Here is a 19,563-nt window from a genome sequence, read left to right as displayed (position 1 = left end):
GGTACGACCGGTATGCAAGCGGGCTCGGACGAGCGGTTCGCCGACTGGGACGACGAGCGCTACAGCACGCACATCGAGCGGTTCGACGAGCAACACAAGCGCCTGTTCGGACTGCTCAACGACCTCCACACGGCCATGGAGGAGGGCCACTCCGAGGCGGAGATCGGCGACATCCTCCGGGAACTCGAACGCTACACGGAGTACCACTTCGGCGACGAGGAGGAGTTCATGCAGGACTGCGGGTACGCGATGGACTGCGCCGACTGCTTCTACGACCACCGCGAGATGCACGAGGAGTTCGCCGCCAGGGTCGCCGAGTTCCGCGAGAAACACGAGAACGGCGAGTACGTCACGATGGAGGTGCTGACGTTCCTCCGCGACTGGCTCGACGCCCACATCGCCGCCCTCGACGAGGACCAGAACTACGCCGACTACTTCGAGTCGGAGGTCGCCGACGGCTACGAGTACAGCCCCGGCGCGCTCCGACAGGAACGGGGCTCCGCGGCGGCCGACCGGTCGACCGGGGAACCCACCACCGACCACACCGAACCCACCGCGGACGTCTCGCCCGCGGGCCCGGTCGCCGACGGCGGGCCCCTCGACGTACCCGACGGGTCCGTCGCAGACTGGTTCGAGTTGGTCGTGGCGGCCCACGGCGACCGCCCGGCCGCGCTCGTCCCGACGGCCGAGGGGTACGACGAGCGGACGTTCGAGGACCTCGCCGTGCGCGCCCGCGGCGTCGCCGCGGGTCTGCTGGAATCGGGGCTCGCACCGGGCGACCGGGTCGCCGTCGCGGCGGCGTCCAGCTACGAGTGGTCGGTCGTCGACCTCGCCTGCCAGTTCGCCGGCCTCGTCTCGGTTCCGCTGTACCCCTCGTTCACCGCCGAGCAGACCCGTCGGGCCGTCGACCGCATCGACCTGTCGGGCCTCGTGGCGGGGGACGGAGTCGTCGACGCGGAGCTGTCCGGCGTGGACGTTCGGTTCGATATCGACGCCCTCCCGACCGCACGACCGGACGAACTGCCGGGGCTCGAAGCCGACGGGCGCGACGTGGCGACCGTCGTGTTCGACCCCGCCGCGACGGACCCCACGGGGCGCGCGCTCACCCACCGCGCGCTCCTCGCCGGGGCGGCGACGCTGGAGACGGACTTGCCGCTCGACCCCGGCGCGACCGGCACGTGTTTCCTCCCGCTCGCGCACGCCTACCAGCGCGTCGCGACGTACTACCTCTGGTCGACGGGCGGGGCCGTCGCCTACGCCGGGTCCGACGGGTTCGTCGATAGCCTCGCGGCCGCCAGCCCGTCGGTCCTCGTCGGCGCTCCGGCGGTCTACCAGCGGCTCTACGGCGCCCTGCAGGACCGCATCGGGTCGATGAACTGGATGAAGCGGAAGGTCGCCGGCCGCGTCGCGTCGTACGGCCGCGACCGGCTCGACGGCGGCGGGACGCCGCTGAAGTACGCCGCCGCCGACCGGCTCGTCTACGGGCCGCTCCGCGAGGCGTTCGGGCTCGCGGACCTGGAGTACGCCCTCTGTGGGACCGGCCGACTGGACGCCCACCTCCTGTACCTGTTCGCGGGGGTCGGCGTCCCGGTCCGGAACCTCTACGGAACGGTCGGGACCGCCGGCGTCGGCGCGCTGGCCGCTCCCGAAACCTCGGTCGACGGCGCGGCCGGGCGTCCGACGAGCGGGATCGAGATCGCCAACACCGACGACGGGGAACTGCTGGTCCGCGGCCCGACCGTCACGATCGGGCGGAACGGGGGCGGACAGCCGGCGAACCGGGAGCGCGACCGGTGGTACCCGACCGGGACCGACGGACACGTCGAGCCCGACGGGACCGTCTTCGTCGAGTGAGTCCGCGAGCGGCGCGCTCGACTCGTCAGTCTGCTCCGACTCGGTCGACCCCGTCCTCGGTCACTCGTCCCGGCGTACGAACCGATAGACCAGCAGCGTTTCGAAGGGGTGAGACTCGCTGTCGACCTCCTCGCTCGTCAGTCCGTTCGCCCGTGCTCGCTCCCGCACGGCGTCCGGGTCGGTCAGCGAACTCACGAGCAGATACGCGGCGCCCCCCGGTGCGAGCACGCGCGCCACGTCGTCGAGGAACGGGTCGATGGCCGCGCGGCCGTCCTCGCCGCCCGAGAGCGCGCGCTCCATCCAGTCGTCCCATTCCTGCTCGGATTCGGTCGGGAGGTACGGCGGGTTGAACGTCGCCACGTCGAAGGCGCCGTCCCGGAACGCACCCGTCAGGTCGGCCCGAACGACCGGGATACCCGACTCGGCGGCCTGCCGACAGGCGTGCGGGTTCAGGTCCGCGCCGACCGCGTCGGCGCCCGCCTCCCGCATGCGCGCGGCGACGTATCCCGACCCGGTCCCTACGTCAAGCGCTCGCTCGCCGCCCTCGACCCGCTCGACCACGGCGTCGGCCAGCAGCTTCGAGTCCTCCGCGGGCTGGTACACCTGCTCCACGTCGCGCTGGTCGGTAAGGCTCGGCTTACCGTCGGCACCATCCACGCTGCCGTCCTCAGTCCAATCTGCTCCGCTCCCGTCGGTCATGCCGAGGGGTGCTCGCCCGGTTCGCCGACCTCGTACGCCAGCGTCGCCAGGTCGGCGAACTCCGCGGGGGTCACGTTCCCTGCGCGGGCGCTCATCAGGTCCTCGTCCGCGGCCTCGACCACCGCGTCGGGGTCGCCCAGCCCGGAGATGTGGGCGGTGTTGCGGACGGCGTTGCGCATCGTCTTCCGGCGCTGGGTGAACACGGCCTTCAGGAACGCCATGAAGAACTCCTCGTCGTCCACTTCGTAGTCCGGGTCCCGCGGCGTCGTCCGCACCACGGCGCTCTGGACCGCGGGCGGCGGCGAGAACGCCTCTTTGGGGACGGGCTCGACCACCTCGGCGTCGGCGTAGTGGCCCGCGGTCACCGACAGGCGGCCGTAGTCGTCCGTCCCCGGCTCGGCGGCCATCCGCTCGGCGAACTCCCGCTGGAACATCAACACGAGCGGCCGCTCCTCCGGGAGCAGGCGGAAGGCCAGCTCGCTGGAGGGGCCGTAGGGGAGATTCGAGATGGAGGCGGTGAACTCCGGGAGCTCGACCTCGAGGGCGTCGCCTTCGACGACGGTGAGGTCCCCGGCCTCGATCTCCGCGACGAACTCCTCGCGGAGGAACGCGGCGAGGTCGGGGTCGCGCTCGATGGCGGTCACGCGGTCGCCGGCGACGAGCAGGCGGTCGGTCAGCGCGCCGGTCCCGGCGCCGATCTCCAGGACGTGCGAGAGATCCACGTCGGCCTCCGCGGCGTACTCGGGCAGCCGGTCCAGCACCCGGTCGTCGACCAGGAAGTGCTGGTCGCGGTTCGGGTCGCCGCGGACGCCCGCCCGCCGGAGCAGGGCGTCGGGGTCGCGGGTGCCCGTCTCCGGGCTGTCGACCGTCGCGGCGCCGTCGCGGTCGGGGTCACCGTCGCTGTCCCCCTCGTCACCCCGCGTGCGCTCGCCGTTCATTCCTCGTCGTCCCGGCGGGCGAACGTCTGGTACTTCAGGTCGTCCTCGCGGATCTCCTCGAGGATGCGCTCGACGACGACCTCGCGGGGGTTGTGCAGCCCCTCGACGCGCTCTTCGAGGTCAGCGAAGCTCTCGAAGGGGCCGCGCTTGCGCTCGTCGAGGATGGCGTTGCGCAGTTTCTTCCCGATGCCCGGCAGGAGGTTCAACTGATGTAGTCGGAGAGTGATCGGCTGGGCGTCGTTGTAGAAGTCGACGAACCGGCGTTCCTCCTCGTCGACCAGGTCCTCGACGGCGTAGTCGAGTTCGGACTGGGCGCCCCCGGGCAGGTCCTCGTACTCGACCTCGCCGGTGCGCTCGATGGCGTCGGCCGCCCGGTCGATCACCAGGTCGTCGCCGATCGACACGTCGGCGTCGGGCCCGAGGACCACCTCGAACAGGCGGAAGTCCTCGCGCCCGAGCGCGTAGGCGAGGGGTTGTTTCTGGTACTGCGGGCGATCGTCCTCTGTCCGACCGTGTGCGAGAAAGTCGAGGACGATCGCCGTGGGGCCCCCCGGATCGTCGTCGCCGCGCTCGGTGTCGCTCATGACAGACGAGTAGGGCGAGACGGAACTTAAACCCCCGCAGTCGGGCGCTTGGGGAAACGGAGCCCGGTCAGGCGTACTTCGCGACGACTTCGAGGATGGCGTCGAGTTCGTCGCCCGAGAGAGTGAACCGCTCCTGAGCGTAGATCGACCGCAGCTCGTCCCGGTCTCGGGGACGCAGGTTCGCGATCTTGTAGGCGGTCGGCTCGTCGACCTTGTCGAGCTCCCGGAGTTCGGCGACGAACTCGCGGGACTCCTCGGGGTCGAGGACGGCGAAGCGGTTGACGTGCTCGATGGCCCGCGCGAGCTCGTAGCGCATCTCCCGGTCCTCGTCGGCGGCCCGCTCGCGTTCGAGCTCCTCGAGGACCGCCTTGGTCTCGGCGACCGTCAGGTACTCTTCGTCGACCTTCTCTTTGAATATCGTCATGCCTGGCTGCGGAGGTGGGCGGGCTTGACGATCAGCGTCTTCTCGACGCTCCCGTCGGTGACGGCGATCTTGTAGGCGGCGCCCTGCTCGCCGACGACCTCGCCCGTGCGGCCGTCGAAGCGCGGGTGGTAGCGCCCGTCCGGGACGCTCGGGTCGATCTTCAGGTGGACTTTCTCGCCGTCCTCGAACTCGGTGACCGCTCGCTGAGGCGGGGAGGTCCCGCTCTCTCGGGGCTTGTTTCGGAGCTTCTTGCGCGACTTCTTCTGGGGTCCGTTGGAGTTGGGCATTCGTGCGGTCCCGTTATCCGGTCACGCTTATAAAACGTGCGTTACGCGGTCGAGGCGCCGCCGACGCGACCGGTCAGTCGTCCGCCGCGGCGTCGACGTCGTCGCTATCGGTCGCGACATCGTCCTCGCCGTCGGCGTTACCGCCCTCGTCGCCGGCTCCATCGCCGCTCTCGGACTGGCCGGCACCGCCTTCGTCGACCGCCGGGATCCCGTCCCCGTCGGTCTCGGCGTTCGAGTCCTCGTCCGCGCCCGAGTTCCCGTCGGCGTTCGAGTCCTCGTCGGGACCGAACCACTCGTCCTCGGCGGTCGCGGCGTCGGTGTCGTCGGTTCCGTCGGCGTCGTCGACCGGTTCGGGGAGGGGCTCCGAGTCGTCGGCCGCGCCCACGGCGTCGTCGACTTGGACGGTGAAGCTATCGAGGAGGTCCCGCAGTTCCTCGACCTGCGATTCGATCGCCTCGGCGGTCTCGGTCACCTCGTCGATGCCGTCGACCTGCTTGTCCGTCCGCTCGGCGGCTGTCCCGGCGCTCGTGGCGGTCCGGGCGCTGATCTCGGCGACCTGATCGGCGAGCGAGACGACCTCCTGGGCGGAGTCGGCCTGGTCGGCGGTCGCGTCGCTGATCTCCTGGACGCCGTCGTTGGTCTCCCGGACCTGCTCGGCGATCTCGTCGAGCGCGTCGAGCGCATGCTCGGTCGTCTCGACACCGGTGACGACGTCCGAGCGCATCGACTCGATGTCGGTCACGGCCTCGCCGGTCCGCTCGGAGAGCTGCGTGAGCAGCTCGTCGATCTCCTGGGTCGCCTCGCTCGTCTCCTCGGCGAGCTCCTTGACCTCGCTCGCTACGACGGCGAAGCCCTGCCCGGACTCGCCGGCGCGGGCGGCCTCGATGGAGGCGTTCAGTGCGAGCGTGTTCGTCTGGCTCGCGATGTCGTCGATGAGGTCGACGATCTCCGCGACCTGCTCGACCTCCTCGTCGAGCGCGCGGATCTCCTCGGCGGTCTCCGCGGTGCGCGACTCGATAGTCTCCATCTCGGACATCGCCTCGCTCGCCGCGGACGAGCCGTCGCTTGCGAGATCCTCCGTCTCGTCCGCGAGGTCCGCCACGGTGTCGGTCGTCGCCGCGACCTCCTCGACGGTGGCCGAGAGGTCGTTCATCTCCTCGGTGACCTCACCGAGGTACTCGTCCTGTTCGTTCGCGTCGTCCGCGATATCGGAGACGGCCTCGCTCACGTCCCGACTGGACGCCCGGACCTCCTGGGTGGACTCGGTGGCGTTGGCCGTCCGGTCGGCGACGCCGTCGGTGAACGACCGCACCCGCGCGACGGTGTCCTGCAGGTCGCTCATCATGTCGTTGAACGAGCGCGCGATCTCGGCCATCGCGTCGCTCTCCTCGTCGGGGTCGAGCCGCCGCGTCAGGTCGCCGTCGGCGCACGCACGGATGGTCTCGCCGTAGTCGTCGGCGGTCTCCTCGAGGTGCTCCGTGAACTGCTCGGCGGCCTCGCGCTCGCGCTCGGCCTCCTGCCGGGCCGTGTCGGCTTCGGCGCGCGCCTCTTCGCGGGCCGTCTCGACCTGGTCGATGCGGTCGGCCAGCGAGTCGCGCATCGACGCGAACCGCGCGTAGAGCGTCCCGATCTCGTCCTGGCGGTGGGTCTCCAGGTCGACCTGGAGGTCGCCGTTCTCGATGGCCTCGGTCCGGTCGGCCAGCTCGCTGATCGAGCGGGCGACCGGCCGCTCGACGACGAGGCCGACGGTCCCGAGGCTGAGCGCGACGAACAGGAACACGAGCGCGAGGTAGAGCTTCGTCCCCGTCGGGACGGCGTAGGCGTCCGTCGTCGCGCTCGTCACGACCGCCAGCCGCGAACCCGGGACGCCGGCGTAGCTGACGACCGACCCGTCCTGCTGGACGAGCGTCGCGTTCCGGTACCCCTCGTTGGGACTCAGACTCGCCAGCGAAGGGATGAACTCCGTCCGGTTCGCCAGGTTCTCCGCCCCGAGGCCGTCGTAGGCCGTCCCGAAGCGGTCGGGGGCGTCCCCGTGGAGGTAGGTCGCGTTCCGGTAGAGCACGTGCGTTCGGCTCCCGGCCGTCGCGTCGTCGAGGTCGAACGACTCGGAGACCGACAGCTCGACCGCGGCGGCGTAGCCGATGCCGTACTGGGTCTGGCTCACGAACGCGATTCGGGTGTCGTTGTCGACCCGATAGGCGTCGGTCGTCCGGACGGACGTGACGCCGGCGCGCTCGAGGTCGAGGTCGGCGAGCCACGGGAACCGGTCGACCGGGCTCTCGCTCACCTCTTCCGAACTGGCGACGACGCTCTTCTCGTCCCAGGAGATGAAGTGAACGCCGACGACTTCGGTGGGCATCGACCGGGAGACGCTGCGGAGGTGGGTGTTCAGCGACTGCCCATCCTCGGGGCGGAGCTTCCCCGACTGGGAGACGAGCCGCGTCGAGGCGGTGTACTGCCGGTGCCAGTCCCCGACCTGGTCGGCGTTGCGCTCGGTCGTTGACTGCAGCGACTCCCGGACGGAATCGCGCTGAGACCGTTGCTCGGCGGCGTAGACGCCGCCGAGGACGATCATGAGTACGAGGAGGATCAGCACGACCGCCGCTGCGAACTGGCGCACGTAACTGCGCCGAATCGAGTCGGGAAGGTACGTCGAGATCCGACGATCCATACCTACCCCGACCCGCGACCATGAGTTAAGATTTCCTGCGGAGTATCACGGTTGATAATCAATGTGTGGCCGAAACTCGGCTCCACGACGAGCACGATTCAGATTACGATCGGGTGAGAGCGCCGACCGGTCCCGGTGACCGTGGCGACGGCAGGTCGCCGCGGCGGCTGGGCTCGCGGACGGCCCGGTCGTCGGGAGCGTGACGCGTCGCTCGGGGTCGTCCCGAAACGCGAGAACGGTCCAGCCTCAGAGGCGACCCACGTCGCCGACTTCGACGCTCTCGACGCCTTCGACGCCGGAGAAGGCTTCCTCGACGGCCTCGGTACCGCCGGCCTCGTCCGGGACGACGACGGTCGGGAGCAGGGCGACGAGGCCGAAGGCCACGTCGTCGCGCTCGAAGCCGTTGATCTTCGCGCCCTCGGGCAGCGACGCTTCCAGGCGCTCCTGGAGCGCGTCGAGGTCGACCTCGGGGTTCTGCGGCATGACCTTGATCTGCGCGGCGACTTTCCCCATCGTTACGGCCCCATGAACCCGCAGTCCGGGCACTCGTAGAGGTTGCTCTGCTTGCGACACTTCGCGCAGCGGTAGATCTGCTGGCCGCAGTCGGGACACTTGAACGCGGCGGCGTTCGTGCCGGCGATGTTGATGCCGCACGAAACGCACTTTTCCTGGCGTTTCTGTTGGCTCTCGCTCATACCACCCCGTACCTCCTCACGGGTTTTAACCGTTGCCAACTGCGCCGGCCGGCTGGGCGCCGCTGAGTCGCGGTCGAGCGCCCGCGCTAGCGCCGCCGGCCGACGCCCAGATCTGTCCGGAACCCGCGCTACCCGAAGTTCTCGACTTTCGCGGTCTCGGGGTCGCCTCCAGCTGTCTCGATGGCGGCGATCGCGTCGTCGAGGAACTCCGCGAAGCCGTAGACGAACACCTGCGTGTCGTCGGTCAGTACCTCGTCGACCGACGACGCCAGGGGGGACGACGGGGCGACGACTGCGACGGACGCGCCGCGCTCGTTCAGTTCGGTCAACCGCTCGTCGTGGATCGGCGCGGCGTCGCGGTAGACGATCGCGGCCTCGCCGCCCTCGTCGAGCGCCCGTTCGGCGATCCCGATCGCCGGGCCGACGCCGGGGCCGCCGGCCAGGATCAGCACCCGCTGTTCGCCCTCGTAGTAGGCGTCCCCGTACGGGCCCGAGACCGTCACGGTGTCGCCGGCGGTCAGCTCGGCAAGTTCTGGCCCGACCTCGCCCTCGGGATCGATACCGACCGTGATCTCGAACGTCCCGTCCACGTCGGGCGAAGAGATCGTGTAGAACCGGGACTCCTCGACCCCGGCGAGGGCGACCTTCACGAACTGCCCGGGCTGGGCGTCGAACCCGTCGGGCGTCTCGAAGTCGACGGCGATAGCGTCCTCGCCGACCGACTCGACCGCGACGACGGCGACTTCGGTATCGTCCATGCCCCAGTGTCGGGGGCCGCGGCGCATGTTCCTTTCGTTCCGGCGCGTCGGGCCGGTCGTCGACGGCCCCGACGCGGAGTCCCCGAACCCCCGGACGGACCGACCGGCTCGTCGACCGCTCGGCCACCGCTATCGGGGACCGGCGTTCACTATTGGAGGACAGTGTTACCGGTTGTTCGAAACCGCCGATTTTCGCCTGTCTGTCCACTTTTGCGACGGATACGGGGGTCTGATTCCGGGGCCATTACAGAAGTCTTTTTGCCGGGCGGGAGATACTCCAATGCAGTATGCCCGAGGACCTGAACTGGGCCATCGGCGGTGAAGCCGGTGACGGGATCGACTCTACCGGGAAGATCTTCGCTCAGGCACTCTCGCGTGCCGGCCGTCACGTCTTCACCTCGAAGGACTTCGCGTCACGGATCCGAGGCGGGTACACCGCCTACAAGGTCCGGACATCCGTCGACCGCGTCGAGAGCGTCGTCGACAGACTCGACATCCTGATCGCGCTCACCGAGCGCACCATCGACGAGAACATGGACGAACTGCACGAGGGCAGCGTCATCATCTACGACGGTGAGCGCTCCACGATGCAGGACGTCGAAGTTCCCGACGGGATGATCGGCCTGTCCGTGCCGCTGCAGCGGCTCGCCGAGGACGCCGGCGGCGCCATCATGGCGAACGTCGTCGCCCTGGGCGCGGCCTGCGAAGTGGCGCAGTTCCCCATCGAGAACCTGGACGAATCACTGGAGAAACGCTTCGGCGACAAGGGCGAGGCCATCGTCGAGAACAACAAGGAGGCCGCCCGCCTGGGCCAGCAGCACGTCCAAGAGGAGTACGACCACGAGTTCGACTACGACATCGAGACCACCGACGAGGACTACGTGCTCCTCAACGGCGACGAGGCCATCGGCATGGGCGCCATCGCCGCCGGCTGTCGGTTCTACTCGGGCTACCCCATCACCCCCGCGACGGACGTGATGGAGTACCTGACCGGCCGCATCGACCAGTACGGCGGCAAGGTCGTCCAGGCCGAGGACGAACTCTCGGCCATCAACATGGCGCTGGGCGCCGCCCGCGCAGGTGCACGCGCGATGACGGCTACCTCGGGTCCCGGTATCGACCTGATGACCGAGACGTTCGGGCTCGTCGCGACCACCGAGACGCCCCTGGTGATCTGCGACGTGATGCGTTCGGGTCCCTCGACCGGGATGCCGACCAAGCAGGAGCAGGGCGACCTCAACATGACGCTGTACGGCGGCCACGGCGAGATCCCGCGGTTCGTCGTCGCGCCCACGTCGGTCTCGGAGTGTTTCTGGAAGACCGTCGAGGCGTTCAACTACGCCGAGAAGTACCAGACGCCCGTCTATCTCGTCTCTGACCTGGCGCTCGCCGTGACGGAACAGACGTTCCCGCCGGAGGCGTTCGACATGGACGAGGTCGAGATCGAGCGCGGCAAGGTCGTCGACGAGGACGAGATCGACTCCTGGCTCGACGAGCGCGGCCGCTTCCAGGCGCACTTCTCCGCCGCCGACGGTATCAGCCCCCGCGCGTTCCCGGGCACGACCGACGGCGCCCACATGACCACCGGCCTCGAACACGACGAGCTCGGCCGGCGGACCGAGGAGGAGGAGGTCCGCCTCGAACAGGTCGAGAAGCGCCAGCGGAAGGTCGAGACAGCGAAGGAAGAGGAAGACTGGGACTACCGCGAGTTCGGCGACGAGGACGCGGACGCGCTCGTCATCTCCTGGGGCTCCAACGAGGGCGCGATGCGCGAAGCCCTCGGGTTCCTCGACGAGCGCGGCCACGACGTGCGGTTCATCTCGGTGCCCTACATCTTCCCGCGGCCCGACCTCTCGGAAGAGATCGAGGCGGCCGACGACGTGATCGTCGTCGAGTGTAACGCAACCGGGCAGTTCGCCGACGTGATCGAGCACGACGTGCTCGAACGCGTCCAGCGCGTCAACAAGTACAACGGCGTCCGCTTCAAGGCGGACGAACTCGCGACGGAGATCGAGAACACACTCTCCGGTGCCGACGCCGGCGCCGCGGAGGTGGAGGCAGAATGAGCTCAGACGTTCGATTCACGGACTTCAAATCCGACAAGCAACCGACCTGGTGTCCCGGCTGCGGTGACTTCGGGACGATGAACGGCATGATGAAAGCCCTCGCCGAGACGGGCAACGACCCCGACAACACGTTCGTGGTCGCCGGCATCGGGTGTTCCGGCAAGATCGGCACCTACATGCACAGCTACGCGCTCCACGGCGTCCACGGCCGCGCTCTGCCCGTGGGCATCGGCGTCAAACTCGCCAACCCCGACCTCGAAGTGATGGTCGCGGGCGGCGACGGCGACGGCTACTCCATCGGCGCCGGTCACTTCGTCCACGCGGTCCGCCGCAACGTCGACATGTCCTACGTCGTCATGGACAACCGCATCTACGGCCTCACCAAGGGTCAGGCGTCGCCGACCAGCCGCCAGGACTTCGAGACCTCGACGACCCCCGATGGCCCGCAGATGCCCCCGGTCAACCCGCTCGCGCTCGCGCTCGCCTCCGGGGCGACCTTCATCGCGCAGTCGTTCTCCTCGGACGCGCAGCGGCACGCCGAGATCATCCAGAAGGCCGTCGAACACGACGGCTTCGGGTTCGTCAACACCTACTCGCCCTGTGTGACCTTCAACGACGTCGACACCTACGACTACTTCCGCGACTCCATCGTCGACCTCTCCGAGGAGGACCACGACCCCCACGACCGCGAGGCCGCCAAGGAGAAGATCCTCGAGGGCGACAAGGAGTACATGGGCGTCATCTACCAGGACGACGACTCGGTCCCGTGGGAGAAACGCGAGGGCATCGACCAGGACATGTCCGACATCCCCGACGGCGCTCCCGACGACGCGATGGACCTCGTCCGCGAGTTCTACTAGACCCAGTAGTTACCATCTTTTTCGTGACCGGGTTTCCTCGGTCGCTTCGCTCCCTGCGGGAACCCGGTCGCCAAAAACATGGGTGAAAAAGCCGCATCTCGGCCTTCGGCCTCGATGCGGTGAACCGGCGCTACGCGCCGGATGCCGGCCGCCACCGCATCCGCACCCGCCACCGCATCCACACTACACAGCCACCGCACCCGCCACCGCATCCGCACCCGCCACCGCATCCGCACCCGCCACCGCATCCGCACCCGCCACCGCATCCGCACCCGCCACCGCATCCGCACCCGCCACCGCATCCGCACCCGCCACCGCATCCACACTACACAGCCACCGCACCCGCCACCGCTACCAGTCCTTTCAGCCGGAAATCACTTGTCCGACCGCCGTCTCAGTGCTCGACGTGCAGCGTCTCGGTACCGCCCTGATCGCTGTCCTCGCGCTCGTCGCGCTCGCGGGAGCCGCGGGTACGCTCGGCGCGGTCACCGGCCCCGTCGTCTCCGGTGGCGAGACGCCGACGGGATCGGCGACGCCCACCGCGGAGCCGCCACCGACCGGGGTACCGGGCGACGCGGCCGACTCCGAGGTCCAGCGGGCCGCGACGCCGACGACGGCCGCGGCGGGCAACTCCGGCGGCGTCTCCCCGTTCGTCGTCCCCGCCGTCGGCGGCTCGCTGCTCGCGGCCGGCCTGCTCGTCGTTTTCCTGACCGGCCACGACGACCGGGCGCCCGCCGTCCCCGACGACGATTCCGCCGGCGAGGATCCGACGCCGGGCGTCTCGCCCGCGTACGGATCGCCCGACGAGAGCGCGGTCACGCGAGCGTGGCGACGCCTCCGCGACCGGACGGACGCCGACGGGACGGCGACCCCCGGCGACGTGGCGGCGCGGGCGCTCGACCGCAGCCTGCCGAGCGAAGCGGTCGCGACGATCACCGACCGGTTCCGCGCGGTCCGATACGGCGGAGAGTCGGCCGACGACGAGCGGAGTTCCGCTGCCGAGGCCGCCGAGGCAATCGATTCGGCGGCCGAGTCCGTCCCGAGGGGCTCCGAGCCGGGTGACTGTGACCCGACCGACGGTCGGTAAAAACTTGTAGTTGGGGAGAACACTCTCGCTCGTGAGACGATTCGCGACCGCCCTGATCGCCCTCTTCGCGCTGGTCGCGCTCGTGACGGCCGCCGGCTCGTTCGGCGGGCCCGACCAGCCGACGCTGTACTCCGGGACGACGCCGACCGAGCCGATGCCGACCGGCCCCCTCCCCGCCGGCAGCGGCGGTGAGAACGCGACGACCGCGACCGACTCGCGCGACGTGATCGACGGGGAGACACCGGTTCCACCCGACCAGAGCGGTGAGGACGGCGGCGTCTCGACGCTGCTCGTCGCCGGCCTCGTCGGCGGGTTGCTCGTCGCAGCCGTCCTCGCCGTGCTCCTGACCGGCGACGACTCCCGCGCACCGCCGCGAGACGACGACGGTGACGGCGACCGACCGTCCGAGCCCCCCACGCCGTCGGTCGACCCGAGCTACGACTCGCCCGCCGACAGCGCCGTCGTCCGTGCGTGGCGTCGGCTCCGCGACCGCGTCGAGGGCGTCGACGAGTCGGCGACACCGGGGGAGACGGCTGCGACCGCCGTCGACCGCGGCTACCCCGACGACGCCGTCGAGAGCGTGACCCGCGGTTTCGAGGCCGTTCGGTACGGCCGCCGGTCCCCGACGGACGAACAGGAGCGCAGCGCCGGCCGGCTGGCCGACAGGCTCGACGCCGGCGGTGACGGCAGGAGCGAGGGCGGTGAGAACGCGTGAACCGCCGGCGTCGAGCCCTGCTGACGGTCGGGATCGCGGCGGTCGTCGCCGGGGTCGTCCTGACGTTCCGGCCGGGGCTGGTCGCGTTCGACTGGGCGACGCTGGCGACGCTCGGGGTCTGGCTCGTCGCGCTGGCCGGCGTCGCGCTCGCGGCCCTCGAACGGTTCGAGGGCGGCGACGCGCCGTCCGGTGGCCTCCCGCAGGTGGGCGAACGGCCGGCGTACGGGGTCCCCGGCGACGACCTCGCCGCGGCGGTCGCGGACGCGGGCGTCGGTCGGCGCGACGCGGCCGAACGCGACCGGGCCCGCGAGCGGTTGCGCGTCGCCGCCGTCGGCGCGCTGGAACGGTTCGCGGGTCTCGCGCCCGAGGATGCCGAGCGCCGGGTCGCCGAGGGCTCGTGGACCGACGACCCCGACGCGGCCGCGCTGTTCGCCGACGGCGAGGAGTCCGTCCACGAGGGCGTCGAGCCCGACTTCGATCGGCGAGCCGAGCGCGCCGCGGCGGCCGTCGCACGGCTCCGGGACCGAACTGACGGCGGCGAAGCGAGCGGTCCGGACAGCAGCGGTCGAGTCGGCGGGCGGGACCGCTCGGGAGGTGTCGCCGATGACTGAGACGGCTGCCGTCGGTGCCGGGCTCGACCGCGGGGAGGAGCGACTCGAGCGGACCGGCCGCTGGGCCGGGATCCACGGGCTCGCGCTGGCGGCGACGGCGGTCGCCATCCTCCTCGGGAGGCCCGTCGCGATCCTCGTCGGACTGGCCGGCGTCGGGTTCGCCGCGTACAGCCGGGCCGCCGAGGCGCCGGCGCCCGAGCTGGCGGTCGAGCGCCACGTCAGCGACACCGACCCCGCGCCGGGCGAGACGGTCCGGGTGACGCTCACCGTCGAGAACGAGAGCGGGGCGACGCTTCCGGACCTGCGGTTCGCCGACGACGTGCCCGCCGGCCTGGAAGTCGTCGACGGGGCCGCGCGGCACACGACCGCGCTGCGACCGGGCAAGCGGGCGTCGATCGCCTACGAGTTCGAGGCCGTCCGGGGCCGCCACGAGTTCGACAGCCTCACCGTCGTGACACGGGACGTGAGCGGTGCGAGTCGCCGCGTCGGCCGGCGGGCGACCGACCGCTCGACGGTGGTCTGTCGTCCGGCCTACGAGGACCGTTCGGTCCCGCTGGGTGACCTGGCGACGCGGCTGACCGGCAGCCAGCCCGTCTCGGCGACCGGTGAGGGGCAGGCGTTCCACTCGCTGCGGGAGTACCGGACGGGCGACCCGCTCGGGAGCGTCGACTGGAACCGCTTCGCCAAGGACGGCGAGCTCGCGACGAGGCGCTTCGACCAGCCGCGGACGGTCAAAGTCGTCCTGCTGGTCGACGCGCGGGCCGCCGCCTACGTGACCGCGGGCGACGGCCGTCCGGCCGTCGACGCCTGCGTCCACGCCGCGGGCGCGCTCGTCGGCGGTCTCGCGGAGGCGGACTGTCACGTCGGGCTGGCGGCGCTGTCGCCCCGCGACTGCTGGCTCCCCCCGGCCTCGGGACGGACCCACCGCGAGCGACTGCTCGACGCGCTCAGCACCGACGACGCCTTCGGCTGGCGGCCGCCAGCGGAGGGTGGAAGCGATACGGGCGGCGACGGCTTCGGCCGCCTGCTGGTGCAGCTCTCGGGCGACACGCAGGTCGTGGTCTGCTCGCCGTTCGTCGACGACCGCCCCGTCGAGGTCGCCCGCGCGCTCGACGCCCGGGGCCACGACGTGACCGTCGCCAGCCCGGACGTGACCGCCGAGGACTCCCCCTATCGGCGCCTCGCGGCCACCGAACGGCGGACCCGTCTCGACGCGTGTCGGCGGTCCGGGATCCCCGTCGTCGAGTGGACGGGCGGTGTCGACCGCGGGTCGGCGAGATCGGTCGACGCGGGAGGCGGCGCGGACGCGACGACCGGTGGCGCGGCCGGTTCGGGCGAGCGAGTCGCGACCGACGGGGGTGACGGCCGGTGGCGGTGAGCAGCCCGACCGACCGGCGGCGCGTCCGCGCCAGTCACGCGCTGGCCGTCCTCGCGTCCGTCGCCGTCGTGGCCGCCATCCGCGGGTCGGTGATGGCGACGCTGATCGGCCTCGCCGGGGCGGGAGCCGTCCTCGCCGGGCTGGTCCGGCGCTCGGAGTCGTCGGTCGTCGCCGGTGGCGCGGCGCTGTTCGCCGCGACGGTGTTCGCGGCGGTCGGTCCCGCGTCCGCGGGGCCGGTCCTCGTCGGCGGGTTCGGCGCCGTGATCGCGGCGGATCTCGGGACTTTCGCGCTCGGGATCGACCGCGACGCCGACCCGGCGGTGGCGACGACGCGGGTCGAGCTGTTGCACGCCGTCGGGAGCGTCGTCGTGGCGATCCTGACCGCCGGCGTGGGGTACGCCCTGTTCGAGACGGTCCCCAGCGGCGGCTCGCTCGGCGTCGTCGCGCTGTTGCTCGGCGGCGTCGTGCTGGCGTGGCTGTTGCGGGAGTAGGCCTGCACGTCGTCGACGCGACGGGGTCGGCGGCGAGCCGTCCGCGGCGGGCGGAAACGGTTCACACGGGTTCGGACCGTTCAGCAACACTAATGTCGGAGACGCCGGACCAACGTCTATGAGCGACCGCTTTGACGTGGTGATCGCGGGTGCCGGGCCCGCCGGAGCGCAGTGTGCGCGCGATCTTGCGGCGAGAGATTACGAGGTGCTCGTCCTCGAGACCGAACCCGAGGCCGAGTTCCCGCGTCAGAGCAACAAGTCGACCGCCGGAACCTTCCCTTCGATGATGGCGTCGTTCAACGTCCCGGACGAGGTCGTGATGAACTTCACCGAGACGGTCGTGCTGGAGTCGCCCAACGACCACTTCGTCCGCGACCAGCCCGGTGCCGTCCTGGAGTTCGCCGAGTTCAAGCGCTGGCTCGTCGCCGAGGGGCGCGAGGCGGGCGCCGAGTACCGCTTCGACTCGCGCGTCTCGAAGCCGATCACCGAGGATGGCGACGTGGTCGGCGTCCGCTACGACGGGCAGACGGAGGTCTACGCCGACGTCGTGGTCGACGCGACGGGCCCGGCGGCGCCGCTGGCGAAGGACCTGGGCGTCACCGACCTGAAGCGCGAACGCCAGGCCATCGGCGTCGAGTACGAGTTCGAGGGCGTCGAGCCCGACCACCCCGAGTTCGCCGACTGCACGGACTCGATGATGCTCCGGCTCGACCACGATCTGGCCCCCGGCGGCTACTCGTGGCTGTTCCACACGGGCGCGGACACGGCGAAGGTCGGGCTCTGTTACATCCAGAACGACAGCCACCGCGAGTACGCCAAAGAGGGCATGGGGATCGACGACTACCTGGAGTACTGGCTGGAGAGCGACCCCCGCTTCGAGAACGCGACCCGTCTGGACGGCAAGCAACACCGCGGGTCGGCCCACATTCAGGAGCCCGGGCGGATGACCACCGACAGCTTCATCGCCATCGGCGACACCGTCCCCACGATCGACCCGCTGTGGGGCGAGGGCATCCACAAGGGGATGCTCTCGGCGCGGGCGGCGGCGGCCACGGCCGACCGGGCGCTGACCGGGTCGGTCGACACGTCGGCCGAGCAGATGGAGATCTACAATACGCTCTGGCACAGCGACGTGGCGCCGAAGATGAACACGCGCCTGCTGATGACCGAGCTGCTGTATCTCACGCCCAACGACCGCTACGACCGGCTGATGGCCGACCTGCGGCGGGCCGACGGCGACACGCTCGCGAAGGTCAACAACGGGAACCGACTGGCGATGCGGGAACTGATCCACCTCGACGACCTGCCCCTGCTCGCGCGGTTCGCCCGCGAGCGCCTGGGGAGCTGAGGCCCGCCGTCCGGGCGGCGTGACGCGAACGGCTATCGATCGAAAGGCCGACAGGATTTTACCACTCCGGGTCGCGTCCACGGGCATGGAACGGGAACCGAGCAGGCGACGATTCATCAGGGGCTGCTGTCTCGCCGGCGCGGGGGCGCTCGCGGCCAGCGGTTCGGTCGGCGGCGCGACGGCGAGCCGCCGACAGGCGGTGCCGCCGACGCGCTGGGACCGCACCTACGACCGCGGGACGACCGCGGAAGCGAACGGGGTAGCGCCCGCCTCGGACGGCGGGTTCGTCGTCGCGGGGACGGCCGAGCCCGCGGACGGCGACACCGCGAGCGAGATCTGGCTCTACAAGGTCGACGCCGCCGGTCGGCTGGAGTGGCAGACGACCTTCGCCGAGCGCGGCGTCACCGAGGGGTTCGACGTGGCGGCGGCCGGGGACGGGTTCGTCGTCGCCGGACACACCCACGAGGAGGGGTCGAGCGAGCAGAGTGCGATCGCCGTCCGGGTCGACGGCGAGGGGGCCGAACAGTGGCGGCGGACCTTCAACGCGAACCCGGACACGACCGACACGATGCGGGCCGTGTCCGTCGACTCGGAGGGGCGATACGTCTTCGCCGGCTGGACGAGTCGGTTCCAGGACGCGTGGGTCGCCCGGCTGACACCGGGCCAGTCGATCGACTGGTCGAAGCGGTACGGGCCCGGTGACCACAACCGGCTTCACGGGATCGTCCCCGCCTCCGAAGGCGGGTACGTCGCGGTCGGGGAGACCGACGATACGGACGACAACACCGTGGGATGGGCGGTCAAACTCGACGACGAGGCCACGCAGATCTTCTCTCAGCAGTTCAAGAAGCGGTCCGACACGGCGACCAACCCGTACGACGACTACAACGTATTCCACGACGTGGCGGAGACGCGCAACGGGTTCGTCGCCGTCGGTACGAACGCGTTCGACCCGGCGACGAACGACCGTCAGGGCTGGGCGATAGAGTTCAACGTCAACGGCGGCAAGCTCTGGGGAAAGGGTATCGAGGCCGACACCTACACCGAGTTGCACAGCGTCACCGCCGGGGATCTGGAGTACTTCGCCGCCGGCGAGACGGCCACGAACGGGAACGGCGACGACGCCAGGGGGTTCGCCACCAACCTCGGCATCGACGGCGACACCAAGTGGAAGCACAGTTACGGGTCGGGGTCCAGCGAGTTCTCCGCGTTCCACCTGACCGACGACCGGGGGATGGTCTGTGTCGGGAGCGCGGCGGACTCGGCCGGCGGGACCACCGCCGGCTGGAGCGTGAAAGTGGGCGGGGCGGAGGTCGCCGCGGCGACGCAGTCACCGACACCGAGCCCCACGCCGTCGCCGACGCCCGCGTCGGACGACTCGACCCCGACGTTCACGCCGACGCCGACCGACGAGCCGGGTGGTACCGACGCGACGGGCGGCGGAACCGCCACCGCCGCGCCGACGCCGACGGCGACGCAATCGGGCGGTCCCGAGACGACGACTCCGGGCGGCGACGACGGCGGGAGCGGAGCGACGACGACCGGCGGCGGTGGCGGTGGCGGCGGCCTCTCGCCCGCGGTCGTCGGCGTCGGTGCGGTCATCGTCGCTCTCGGGAGCGCCGGCGTGCTCTACAACCGGTTCCTCGGCGACGACGAGGACGCGGCCGGGTCCGACGGGGATGCCGGCGGCGCCCCGCCCGACGACACCGGTGGCGGCGACGGCAGTGACGGCGGCGACACCGCCAGCGATGTCGAGACCAGCGAACCCGACACCGAAGGGACCGAACAGGTTCAGGCCGCCCAGACCGTCGTCGAGAACTCCGGCGACGACGCGGGCGAAGAAGCCGGCGGAGACGTCGCCTCGGACTCCGGGACGGAGGCCGAATCCGACGATGCGGCGGACGCGGGCGACACGGCCGGGGAGTCCGAGCCCGGCGACGCGAGCGACGACGAGAGCGGCGAGTGAGGAGGCGGCCGTCTCCGGAGTCGCAACCTACTCGTCGCTCGCCGACCGGCGGCCCGCCGACCCTCTCGCCGGCCGCCGGCCGGGCCTCGTCCGTTGGCGTTCGACCCAGTTCTCAGAACCGCCGATCCTGT

General features: G+C 70.9%; 19 protein-coding genes. 10 read left to right on the top strand and 9 right to left on the bottom strand.

The genetic code is table 11. The features are described 5' to 3' along the window. The first annotated feature begins 12 nt into the window (after positions 1-12). Positions 13-1,854: a bacteriohemerythrin gene (locus HZS55_RS18915; protein ID WP_179909106.1), complete on the top strand. Its 1,842-nt coding sequence runs from the start codon at positions 13-15 to the stop codon at positions 1,852-1,854. A gap of 60 nt (positions 1,855-1,914) precedes the next feature. On the opposite strand, the gene HZS55_RS18910 is transcribed toward HZS55_RS18915, so the two are convergent. The 9 genes from HZS55_RS18910 to HZS55_RS18870 form a co-directional block, all read right to left on the bottom strand. Then, positions 1,915-2,553 carry a HemK2/MTQ2 family protein methyltransferase gene (locus tag HZS55_RS18910; RefSeq protein WP_179909105.1) on the bottom strand — a complete coding sequence of 213 codons (639 nt, stop codon included), beginning with the start codon at positions 2,551-2,553 and terminating at the stop codon, positions 1,915-1,917. Continuing rightward, positions 2,550-3,491, bottom strand: coding sequence for a 16S ribosomal RNA methyltransferase A (locus tag HZS55_RS18905; protein ID WP_179909104.1), 942 nt, complete (start codon positions 3,489-3,491; stop codon positions 2,550-2,552). The genes HZS55_RS18910 and HZS55_RS18905 overlap by 4 nt, the downstream gene beginning before the upstream one ends. Further along, entirely contained in the window at positions 3,488-4,075 is a 588-nt protein-coding gene (locus HZS55_RS18900; RefSeq protein WP_179909103.1) for a DUF655 domain-containing protein, read from the bottom strand. The genes HZS55_RS18905 and HZS55_RS18900 overlap by 4 nt, the downstream gene beginning before the upstream one ends. A 67-nt stretch (positions 4,076-4,142) precedes the next feature. After that, the gene (locus tag HZS55_RS18895; RefSeq protein ID WP_179909102.1) at positions 4,143-4,499 is read right to left on the bottom strand and encodes an RNA polymerase Rpb4 family protein; all 357 of its coding nucleotides are present in this window, start codon (positions 4,497-4,499) and stop codon (positions 4,143-4,145) included. Beyond that, positions 4,496-4,786 carry a 50S ribosomal protein L21e gene (locus HZS55_RS18890; protein WP_179909101.1) on the bottom strand — a complete coding sequence of 97 codons (291 nt, stop codon included), beginning with the start codon at positions 4,784-4,786 and terminating at the stop codon, positions 4,496-4,498. The genes HZS55_RS18895 and HZS55_RS18890 overlap by 4 nt, the downstream gene beginning before the upstream one ends. Positions 4,787-4,859: 73 nt before the next feature. After that, positions 4,860-7,457 carry a methyl-accepting chemotaxis protein gene (locus HZS55_RS18885; RefSeq protein WP_179909100.1) on the bottom strand — a complete coding sequence of 866 codons (2,598 nt, stop codon included), beginning with the start codon at positions 7,455-7,457 and terminating at the stop codon, positions 4,860-4,862. A 246-nt stretch (positions 7,458-7,703) separates the two neighbouring features. Further along, a complete protein-coding gene (locus HZS55_RS18880; protein ID WP_006883772.1) occupies positions 7,704-7,970 on the bottom strand; it encodes an elongation factor 1-beta in 267 nt (88 codons plus the stop codon). Between the two features lie 2 nt (positions 7,971-7,972). Continuing rightward, the gene (locus tag HZS55_RS18875; protein ID WP_179909099.1) at positions 7,973-8,152 is read right to left on the bottom strand and encodes an HVO_2753 family zinc finger protein; all 180 of its coding nucleotides are present in this window, start codon (positions 8,150-8,152) and stop codon (positions 7,973-7,975) included. 128 nt (positions 8,153-8,280) lie between these two features. Beyond that, entirely contained in the window at positions 8,281-8,910 is a 630-nt protein-coding gene (locus HZS55_RS18870; protein WP_179909098.1) for an FAD-dependent oxidoreductase, read from the bottom strand. Positions 8,911-9,197: 287 nt separating this feature from the next. On the opposite strand from HZS55_RS18870, the gene HZS55_RS18865 reads away from it, so the two are divergent. The 9 genes from HZS55_RS18865 (at position 9,198) to HZS55_RS18825 (ending at position 19,432) form a co-directional block, all read left to right on the top strand. Beyond that, positions 9,198-10,976: a 2-oxoacid:acceptor oxidoreductase subunit alpha gene (locus tag HZS55_RS18865; RefSeq protein ID WP_179909097.1), complete on the top strand. Its 1,779-nt coding sequence runs from the start codon at positions 9,198-9,200 to the stop codon at positions 10,974-10,976. After that, positions 10,973-11,836 (top strand): 2-oxoacid:ferredoxin oxidoreductase subunit beta, encoded by an 864-nt coding sequence (locus HZS55_RS18860; protein ID WP_179909096.1) that lies wholly within the window; start codon positions 10,973-10,975, stop codon positions 11,834-11,836. The genes HZS55_RS18865 and HZS55_RS18860 overlap by 4 nt, the downstream gene beginning before the upstream one ends. 406 nt (positions 11,837-12,242) lie before the next feature. Continuing rightward, a complete protein-coding gene (locus HZS55_RS18855; RefSeq protein WP_179909095.1) occupies positions 12,243-12,923 on the top strand; it encodes a DUF4129 domain-containing protein in 681 nt (226 codons plus the stop codon). A 31-nt stretch (positions 12,924-12,954) separates the two neighbouring features. Continuing rightward, positions 12,955-13,638, top strand: a complete 684-nt coding sequence (locus HZS55_RS18850; RefSeq protein ID WP_179909094.1) for a DUF4129 domain-containing protein — start codon at positions 12,955-12,957, stop codon at positions 13,636-13,638. Further along, on the top strand, positions 13,635-14,249 hold the full coding sequence (locus tag HZS55_RS18845) for a DUF7269 family protein (protein WP_179909093.1): 615 nt from the start codon (positions 13,635-13,637) through the stop codon (positions 14,247-14,249). Before HZS55_RS18850 ends, HZS55_RS18845 begins: the two co-directional genes overlap by 4 nt. After that, positions 14,242-15,627: a DUF58 domain-containing protein gene (locus HZS55_RS18840; protein ID WP_179909092.1), complete on the top strand. Its 1,386-nt coding sequence runs from the start codon at positions 14,242-14,244 to the stop codon at positions 15,625-15,627. The genes HZS55_RS18845 and HZS55_RS18840 overlap by 8 nt, the downstream gene beginning before the upstream one ends. Further along, positions 15,624-16,118 carry a DUF7519 family protein gene (locus tag HZS55_RS18835; protein WP_179909091.1) on the top strand — a complete coding sequence of 165 codons (495 nt, stop codon included), beginning with the start codon at positions 15,624-15,626 and terminating at the stop codon, positions 16,116-16,118. The genes HZS55_RS18840 and HZS55_RS18835 overlap by 4 nt, the downstream gene beginning before the upstream one ends. Positions 16,119-16,236: 118 nt before the next feature. Next, positions 16,237-17,466: a digeranylgeranylglycerophospholipid reductase gene (locus HZS55_RS18830; protein ID WP_179909090.1), complete on the top strand. Its 1,230-nt coding sequence runs from the start codon at positions 16,237-16,239 to the stop codon at positions 17,464-17,466. An 85-nt stretch (positions 17,467-17,551) separates the two neighbouring features. Beyond that, the gene (locus HZS55_RS18825; protein WP_179909089.1) at positions 17,552-19,432 is read left to right on the top strand and encodes a hypothetical protein; all 1,881 of its coding nucleotides are present in this window, start codon (positions 17,552-17,554) and stop codon (positions 19,430-19,432) included. The last annotated feature ends 131 nt before the right edge of the window (positions 19,433-19,563 follow it).

This window comes from Halosimplex rubrum, assembly GCF_013415885.1.
Classification (GTDB): domain Archaea; phylum Halobacteriota; class Halobacteria; order Halobacteriales; family Haloarculaceae; genus Halosimplex; species Halosimplex rubrum.
Note: the sequence above shows the minus strand (reverse complement) of the source record. Positions and strands in the feature narration are given on the sequence as shown.

Coding starts and splice junctions, on each gene's coding strand:
- HZS55_RS18915 (WP_179909106.1), top strand. CDS start 13: ATGCAAGCGGGCTCGGACGAGCGGTTCGCCGACTGGGACGACGAGCGC.
- HZS55_RS18910 (WP_179909105.1), bottom strand. CDS start 2,553: ATGACCGACGGGAGCGGAGCAGATTGGACTGAGGACGGCAGCGTGGAT.
- HZS55_RS18905 (WP_179909104.1), bottom strand. CDS start 3,491: ATGAACGGCGAGCGCACGCGGGGTGACGAGGGGGACAGCGACGGTGAC.
- HZS55_RS18900 (WP_179909103.1), bottom strand. CDS start 4,075: ATGAGCGACACCGAGCGCGGCGACGACGATCCGGGGGGCCCCACGGCG.
- HZS55_RS18895 (WP_179909102.1), bottom strand. CDS start 4,499: ATGACGATATTCAAAGAGAAGGTCGACGAAGAGTACCTGACGGTCGCC.
- HZS55_RS18890 (WP_179909101.1), bottom strand. CDS start 4,786: ATGCCCAACTCCAACGGACCCCAGAAGAAGTCGCGCAAGAAGCTCCGA.
- HZS55_RS18885 (WP_179909100.1), bottom strand. CDS start 7,457: ATGGATCGTCGGATCTCGACGTACCTTCCCGACTCGATTCGGCGCAGT.
- HZS55_RS18880 (WP_006883772.1), bottom strand. CDS start 7,970: ATGGGGAAAGTCGCCGCGCAGATCAAGGTCATGCCGCAGAACCCCGAG.
- HZS55_RS18875 (WP_179909099.1), bottom strand. CDS start 8,152: ATGAGCGAGAGCCAACAGAAACGCCAGGAAAAGTGCGTTTCGTGCGGC.
- HZS55_RS18870 (WP_179909098.1), bottom strand. CDS start 8,910: ATGGACGATACCGAAGTCGCCGTCGTCGCGGTCGAGTCGGTCGGCGAG.
- HZS55_RS18865 (WP_179909097.1), top strand. CDS start 9,198: ATGCCCGAGGACCTGAACTGGGCCATCGGCGGTGAAGCCGGTGACGGG.
- HZS55_RS18860 (WP_179909096.1), top strand. CDS start 10,973: ATGAGCTCAGACGTTCGATTCACGGACTTCAAATCCGACAAGCAACCG.
- HZS55_RS18840 (WP_179909092.1), top strand. CDS start 14,242: ATGACTGAGACGGCTGCCGTCGGTGCCGGGCTCGACCGCGGGGAGGAG.
- HZS55_RS18830 (WP_179909090.1), top strand. CDS start 16,237: ATGAGCGACCGCTTTGACGTGGTGATCGCGGGTGCCGGGCCCGCCGGA.
- HZS55_RS18825 (WP_179909089.1), top strand. CDS start 17,552: ATGGAACGGGAACCGAGCAGGCGACGATTCATCAGGGGCTGCTGTCTC.